This window comes from Streptomyces triticisoli, assembly GCF_003270085.1.
In the GTDB taxonomy this organism is placed as follows: Bacteria; Actinomycetota; Actinomycetes; order Streptomycetales; family Streptomycetaceae; genus Streptomyces; species Streptomyces triticisoli.
The window spans coordinates 1-5,499 of the sequence record NZ_QFDQ01000110.1 but is presented as its reverse complement, the minus strand read 5'-3'; the positions used below and the strand labels follow the sequence as shown (position 1 = coordinate 5,499).

Annotated in this window: 7 protein-coding genes and 6 tRNA genes; 6 read left to right on the top strand and 7 right to left on the bottom strand. The window is 72.4% G+C overall.

What is annotated here, in order from left to right:
* Both DEP02_RS17355 and DEP02_RS17350 read left to right on the top strand, forming a co-directional pair.
* A partial coding sequence (locus DEP02_RS17355; protein WP_157977473.1) for a phosphotransferase family protein occupies positions 1-532 on the top strand: 532 nt, incomplete at its 5' end.
* 80 nt (positions 533-612) lie between these two features.
* Positions 613-894 (top strand): TFIIB-type zinc ribbon-containing protein, encoded by a 282-nt coding sequence (locus tag DEP02_RS17350; protein WP_112468370.1) that lies wholly within the window; start codon positions 613-615, stop codon positions 892-894.
* 52 nt (positions 895-946) lie between these two features.
* Here the strand turns inward: DEP02_RS17350 and DEP02_RS17345 are convergent.
* The 6 genes from DEP02_RS17345 to DEP02_RS17320 all read right to left on the bottom strand — a co-directional run bounded on the left by DEP02_RS17345 (position 947) and on the right by DEP02_RS17320 (position 1,510).
* Positions 947-1,015 (bottom strand) — tRNA-Val (locus DEP02_RS17345).
* A gap of 27 nt (positions 1,016-1,042) precedes the next feature.
* Positions 1,043-1,114, bottom strand: a tRNA-Val gene (locus DEP02_RS17340).
* Between the two features lie 43 nt (positions 1,115-1,157).
* Positions 1,158-1,229: transfer RNA gene (locus DEP02_RS17335), tRNA-Val, on the bottom strand.
* Positions 1,230-1,253: 24 nt separating this feature from the next.
* A tRNA-Val gene (locus DEP02_RS17330) sits at positions 1,254-1,325 on the bottom strand.
* Between the two features lies 1 nt (position 1,326).
* Positions 1,327-1,400, bottom strand: a tRNA-Cys gene (locus tag DEP02_RS17325).
* 37 nt (positions 1,401-1,437) lie between these two features.
* Positions 1,438-1,510, bottom strand: a tRNA-Gly gene (locus tag DEP02_RS17320).
* A gap of 178 nt (positions 1,511-1,688) precedes the next feature.
* Between DEP02_RS17320 and DEP02_RS17315 the strand changes: the two genes are divergently transcribed.
* The 3 genes from DEP02_RS17315 to DEP02_RS17305 all read left to right on the top strand — a co-directional run bounded on the left by DEP02_RS17315 (position 1,689) and on the right by DEP02_RS17305 (position 4,457).
* Complete coding sequence (locus DEP02_RS17315; RefSeq protein ID WP_112468367.1) at positions 1,689-2,744, top strand: chorismate-binding protein; 1,056 nt, start codon at positions 1,689-1,691, stop codon at positions 2,742-2,744.
* Entirely contained in the window at positions 2,741-3,562 is an 822-nt protein-coding gene (locus DEP02_RS17310; RefSeq protein WP_112468365.1) for an aminotransferase class IV, read from the top strand. Before DEP02_RS17315 ends, DEP02_RS17310 begins: the two co-directional genes overlap by 4 nt.
* A gap of 70 nt (positions 3,563-3,632) precedes the next feature.
* Positions 3,633-4,457: a GNAT family N-acetyltransferase gene (locus DEP02_RS17305; RefSeq protein ID WP_112468363.1), complete on the top strand. Its 825-nt coding sequence runs from the start codon at positions 3,633-3,635 to the stop codon at positions 4,455-4,457.
* A gap of 4 nt (positions 4,458-4,461) precedes the next feature.
* Here DEP02_RS17305 and DEP02_RS17300 read toward each other — a convergent pair whose 3' ends face one another.
* Complete coding sequence (locus tag DEP02_RS17300; RefSeq protein ID WP_112468361.1) at positions 4,462-4,983, bottom strand: DsbA family protein; 522 nt, start codon at positions 4,981-4,983, stop codon at positions 4,462-4,464.
* A gap of 166 nt (positions 4,984-5,149) precedes the next feature.
* On the opposite strand from DEP02_RS17300, the gene DEP02_RS17295 reads away from it, so the two are divergent.
* A partial coding sequence (locus DEP02_RS17295; protein WP_112468372.1) for a hypothetical protein occupies positions 5,150-5,499 on the top strand: 350 nt, incomplete at its 3' end.

Here is a 5,499-nt window from a genome sequence, read left to right as displayed (position 1 = left end):
CGTCGCCCGCCTGCGCGACACGGCGCCCGGCCACCTCGCCACGCACGCCGTCCTGCGCGCCTGGGCGGGCCTGCCGGCCTGGGCCCGCGCCGAGGCCCCCATGCCGGACAGCGGGACTCTCTGCCACGGCGACCTCCACCTCGGTCAGCTCGTCCGCCACCCCGCCCCGGACGGCCCCTGGCTGCTCATCGACGTCGACGACCTCGGCACCGGCGTTCCCGCCTGGGACCTGGGCCGCCCCGCGGCCTGGTACGCCTGCGGACTGCTCCCACCCGACGAGTGGATCCGCTTCCTGACCGCGTACCGCACGGCCGGCGGCCCGGCCGTTCCCGCGGACGGCGACCCCTGGCCCGCCCTGGACGTCCCGGCCCGCGCCCTCACCGTGCAGACCGCCGCGCTGGCCGTCGCCAAGGCGACCGCGGCGGGCCGCCCGCTCGACGAGGTCGAACAGGCCGTGATCGACGCCTGCGACCGAATGAGCGGGCTCCCGCCGGAGTTGACCGACGGTGTTCCGGAGGGGCTGACGACATAGGGTGCAACCGACCGTGACGGGACGGAGTCTGTCCCTGCGACACCCGAAGCAGTACCGACCGGCGAGGAGTTGAGCCGACGATGCAGTGTCCGAAGTGCCATGCGCCGATGCACACCTACAACCGCAACGGCGTTCAGATCGAGCAGTGCAGCGGCTGCCGCGGCATCTTCCTCGACTACGGCGAGCTGGAGGCGCTGACCCGCATGGAGGCCCAGTGGACCCAGCCCGCGCCGCCGCCCCCGCCCGCCCCGCAGGCCTACCCGGCCCCACCGGCCCCCGCCTGGGGCGCCCCGCACGGCGGTCACGGGCACTACGGCCATCGCCGGCACAGGAGCTTCGGCCGCATGCTGTTCTCCAGCTGAGCCCACGAAGAAGCCCCCGGCCGCACGAGACGGCCGGGGGCTTCCTGGTGTGTGGACGATACTGGGATTGAACCAGTGACCTCTTCCGTGTCAGGGAAGCGCTCTCCCGCTGAGCTAATCGCGCGGATGAATCTTCGGGTGGATCCAGTGGACGATACTGGGATTGAACCAGTGACCTCTTCCGTGTCAGGGAAGCGCTCTCCCGCTGAGCTAATCGTCCTCGGGACCACGACCACGCTCTGGAGCGGATCACGGGCACTGCGTGCGCGATACTGGGATTGAACCAGTGACCTCTTCCGTGTCAGGGAAGCGCTCTCCCGCTGAGCTAATCGCGCGGATGGATCTTCGGGTGGATCCAGTGGACGATACTGGGATTGAACCAGTGACCTCTTCCGTGTCAGGGAAGCGCTCTCCCGCTGAGCTAATCGTCCTTGGAGGTGGAGACGGGATTTGAACCCGTGTAGACGGCTTTGCAGGCCGTTGCCTCGCCTCTCGGCCACTCCACCAGGAGTGGAGGGGACCGGGAGATCCCCTCTTCCCTCGAGCGGACGACGAGGTTCGAACTCGCGACCTCAACCTTGGCAAGGTTGCGCTCTACCAACTGAGCTACGTCCGCCTGTCGTTTCGGACCGCTCACGCGGCCCGGCGACGTGTTGAACTCTAGCGGATTCCGGGGCCAGTACAAAAACACGTTTGCGCAGCGTGCTGCGCTGAGCCCACCCGGCGACCCGGTCAGGTGCCCGATACGACACTCCCGGACCTGGGCGGGGGAGGGCCGCCCTAGACTTCTCGACGTGCTCCACCTCGCTCCTCTCGCCCGGTTCGGCGACCGTGTCGCCACCGGCCTGGCCGACGTCACCGGCGACCCCGCGGCCCTGGAATCCACCGGCTTCTGGGCCGTCGCCGCCGACTACGAGGGCCGTCTGACCTGCGCACGCTTCCGCGACGTACGGCAGGAGCCCGTGCCGGCCCCCGCGCCCGGCGGCTGGCGGGGCCCGGCCGCCGGCGACTGGACGTCCTCCCTCGACCGCGCCGCGTACACGGAGGGCGTGCGCCGCATCCGCGAGCACATCGCGACGGGCGAGGTCTACCAGGTGAACCTCTGCCGCGTGCTCTCCGCGCCCGTGACGCCCGACGCCGACGTGGACGCCCTGACCGCCGTACTGGCCCGCGGCAACCCGGCACCGTACGCCGGAACGATTCGCCTGCCCGGGCACGGAGTGGAGATCGCCACGGCGTCCCCCGAACTCTTCCTGCGCCGCGACGGCCGGACCGTCGAGTCCGGCCCGATCAAGGGCACCGCCCGCACCGAGGCGGAGCTGCTGGAGAAGGACTACGCCGAGAACGTGATGATCGTGGACCTGGTCCGCAACGACATCGGACGCGTCTGCGCCACCGGCAGCGTCACCGTGCCCGACCTGTGCGCCGTCGAGAAGCACCCCGGCCTGGTCCACCTCGTCTCCACGGTCCGCGGCGAGCTGCGCGAGGGTGCCGGCTGGCCGGAACTGCTCGACGCCGCCTTCCCGGCCGGCTCGATCACCGGCGCCCCCAAGTCCAGCGCCCTGCGGATCATCGACGCCCTGGAGACCGCGCCCCGCGGCCCCTACTGCGGCGGCATCGGCTGGGTCGACGCCGACCGCGGGGTGGGCGAGCTGGCCGTCGGCATCCGCACCTTCTGGATCGACCGCGCCACCGAGGGTGCGGCCGTCCTGCGCTTCGGCGCCGGCGCCGGCATCACCTGGGGCTCCGACCCCGAGGGGGAGTGGCGGGAGACCGAACTGAAGGCGTCCCGGCTGCTCGCGGTAGCGTCGGACACATACGAGGACAGCGGAGAGGGACCACGAAGGTGAAGATCTGGCTCGACGGCGGGCTGCGGGACATCGAGTCCGCGCGCGTCTCCGTTCTCGACCACGGGCTGACCGTGGGCGACGGCATCTTCGAGACGGTGAAAGCCACCGGCGGAAAGCCGTTCGCGCTCACCCGCCATCTGGAGCGACTCACCCGGTCCGCCCGCGGCCTCGGCCTGCCCGACCCCGACCACGACGAGGTCCGCCGCGCCTGCGCCGCCGTCCTCGGGGCCAACCCGATGCCGCTGGGCCGGCTGCGCATCACCTACACCGGCGGACACGGACCCCTCGGCTCCGACCGCGGCGACCAGGGCCCGACCCTGGTGGTCGCCCTCGGCGAGACCACCCGCCGCCCCGACTCCACCGCCGTCATCACGGTCCCCTGGACCCGCAACGAACGCGGCGCGCTCACCGGCCTGAAGACCACCTCGTACGCCGAGAACGTCGTCGCCCTCGCCCGCGCCCACCGGCACGGCGCCACCGAGGCCCTGTTCGGCAACACCGTCGGCCGGCTCTGCGAGGGCACCGGGTCCAACGTCTTCGTCGTCCTCGACGGCGAGATCCACACCCCGCCGCTCGCCTCCGGCTGCCTCGCCGGCATCACGCGTGCGCTCGCGATCGAGTGGACGGGCGCGAAGGAGACCGATCTGCCGCTGGACGTCCTGCAGCGGGCCGACGAAGTCTTCCTCACCTCCACCCTGCGCGACATCCAGGCCGTGCACCGCGTCGACGACCGCGAGCTGCCGGGCGCACCGGGCCCGGTGACGGCCAAGGCCATGCGCGTCTTCGACGAGCGGTCCGGGGACGACCTGGACCCCTAGGCGCTGAACAGATTCAGACGCTGAACACATTCAGCTGACCCGCGGCACCGCAGTGGGTAGAACACCCCTGATGACCACGACCCTGCGGCCGACCGAGCCGCTTCAGCAGCACGCCGACGGGACCCGTTCACGCCGCTACCAGGTGTGCGTGAACAGCCGGCCCGTCGGCGGGATCCACCTGTCCACGCACCCCGTCTTCGGGCCGGCCGTCGCCCGCATCCTCGATCTGAGCATCGACGAGCCGGACCGCCGGCGGGGCCGCGGCACGGTGGCCGCGCTCGCCGCCGAGGAGGTGGCGCGCGGCTGGGGCTGCAAGCGGATCGAGGCCGCCGTACCCGCCGGCGCCGAGACCGCGGTCCGGCTCGTCACGGCACTCGGTTACGTCGAGCGCAACCGCGGCATGGAGAAACAGCTCGGCACCACCGCACCCGGACTGCCCGCCGGCAGCCGGGGCAGACCCATGACCGGGGCCGAGTACGGGCCGTGGCTCGAACAGGGCAAGGCCGCCTACGCCCGGAGCTGGACCGACCGCGGCGTACCCGCCGACCAGGCACGGGCCAAGTCGGAGGACGACCACGCCCGGTTGCTGCCCCAGGGACCCGCGACCCCGGGCATGCTGCTCAGCGTCCTGGAGCACGAGGGCACCCCGGTCGGCACACTGTGGGTGGCGATCACCGAGGAGCGGGCCTACGTCTACGACGTCGAGGCCGACGAGCGCTTCCGCGGCCGGGGCCACGGCCGCTCCCTGATGCTGCTGGCCGAGGCACAGGCGGTGGCCGCGGGCAGACGCACCCTGGGCCTGAACGTCTTCGCGGGCAACACCCCGGCCGAGCGGCTGTACGAGTCGCTGGGCTACCGGCCGGTGCTCCATTTCTTCTACAAGGGGCTGCTCTGACCGCTCAGGCGCCCTCGGCCAGCAGCCGGTCCACGATCTCCTCGACGCGCTCGCGCAGCCCCTCCTGGCTCCTGCCGCCGTCCAGGCGCTGGTCGCCGACGACATACGTCGGCGTGCCGGTGACGCCGATCGCCTTGCCCTCGGCCTGGTCGGCGTCGACGATCAGGATGTGCCGGCCGTCGATCAGCGCGGTGTCGAACTCCTCGGCGTCCAGGCCCAGTTCACGGGCCACCTCGACCAGGACGGGCTCGCCTCCGCGGTCCAGTTCCTCGACCCGGGCGAGCACCGCCTCCACGTACGGCCACAGCCGCCCCTGCTCGGCGGCTTCCTCGGTGGCCTGCGCGGCGGCGAAGGAGTGCTTGTGCTTCTCCAGCGGGAAGTGTCGCAGCCGCACCTCCAGCCGGTCGCCGTACCGGGCGCGCAGGGCCCGCAGGTCCTCCAGCGCGGTACGGCAGTCGGGACACTGCAGCTCGCACCAGACGTCGAGGACGGCAGTGGCGGCGGATGCGGGGGAGGAGTCGCTCATGCGCCCAGTCTCCCAGGCCCTGACACCTGCGGAGGAGGCGACCCGGAGATCTCCCTGATCTCCGCCGCGAGCATGGCTTCCCGGGTGCCGGACGGTGCAGGATGGAAGGGACGAACCCCCCCCGACCGGTGAGCCCTGACCCGGTGAGCCCCGATTGGAGGACCGGATGATTGCCGAGACCGTCTGTTCCGCCGTTTCCGCGGCAGGCCTGGGCATCGCCGCGGTCACGGCCTACCGGCGGCGCTTCCTCGCCGCGGCCCGTATCGCCGCCTACTCCCTCGTCCCCGTCGGCCTGGTGATGACCGGGATCGTCGGCTGGCTGGCCGACACGGCCTTCAGCCCGACCGCCTGGGCGGGCTTCGGCCTGCTCGGCGGCGCCTGGCTGCTCTCCATGACGACCCGGGCGGCCGAGCGCCGCCGCGGCGGTACGCGGCAGGAGCACAAGGAGGCGGCCCGCGCGGCGGGCCGGGGCGCGGTGGCTCCGGCGGCGTCGGCGCCGTCCCTGGGCCCGGCCAC

Coding starts and splice junctions, on each gene's coding strand:
- DEP02_RS17350 (WP_112468370.1), top strand. CDS start 613: ATGCAGTGTCCGAAGTGCCATGCGCCGATGCACACCTACAACCGCAAC.
- DEP02_RS17300 (WP_112468361.1), bottom strand. CDS start 4,983: ATGAGCGACTCCTCCCCCGCATCCGCCGCCACTGCCGTCCTCGACGTC.
- DEP02_RS17305 (WP_112468363.1), top strand. CDS start 3,633: ATGACCACGACCCTGCGGCCGACCGAGCCGCTTCAGCAGCACGCCGAC.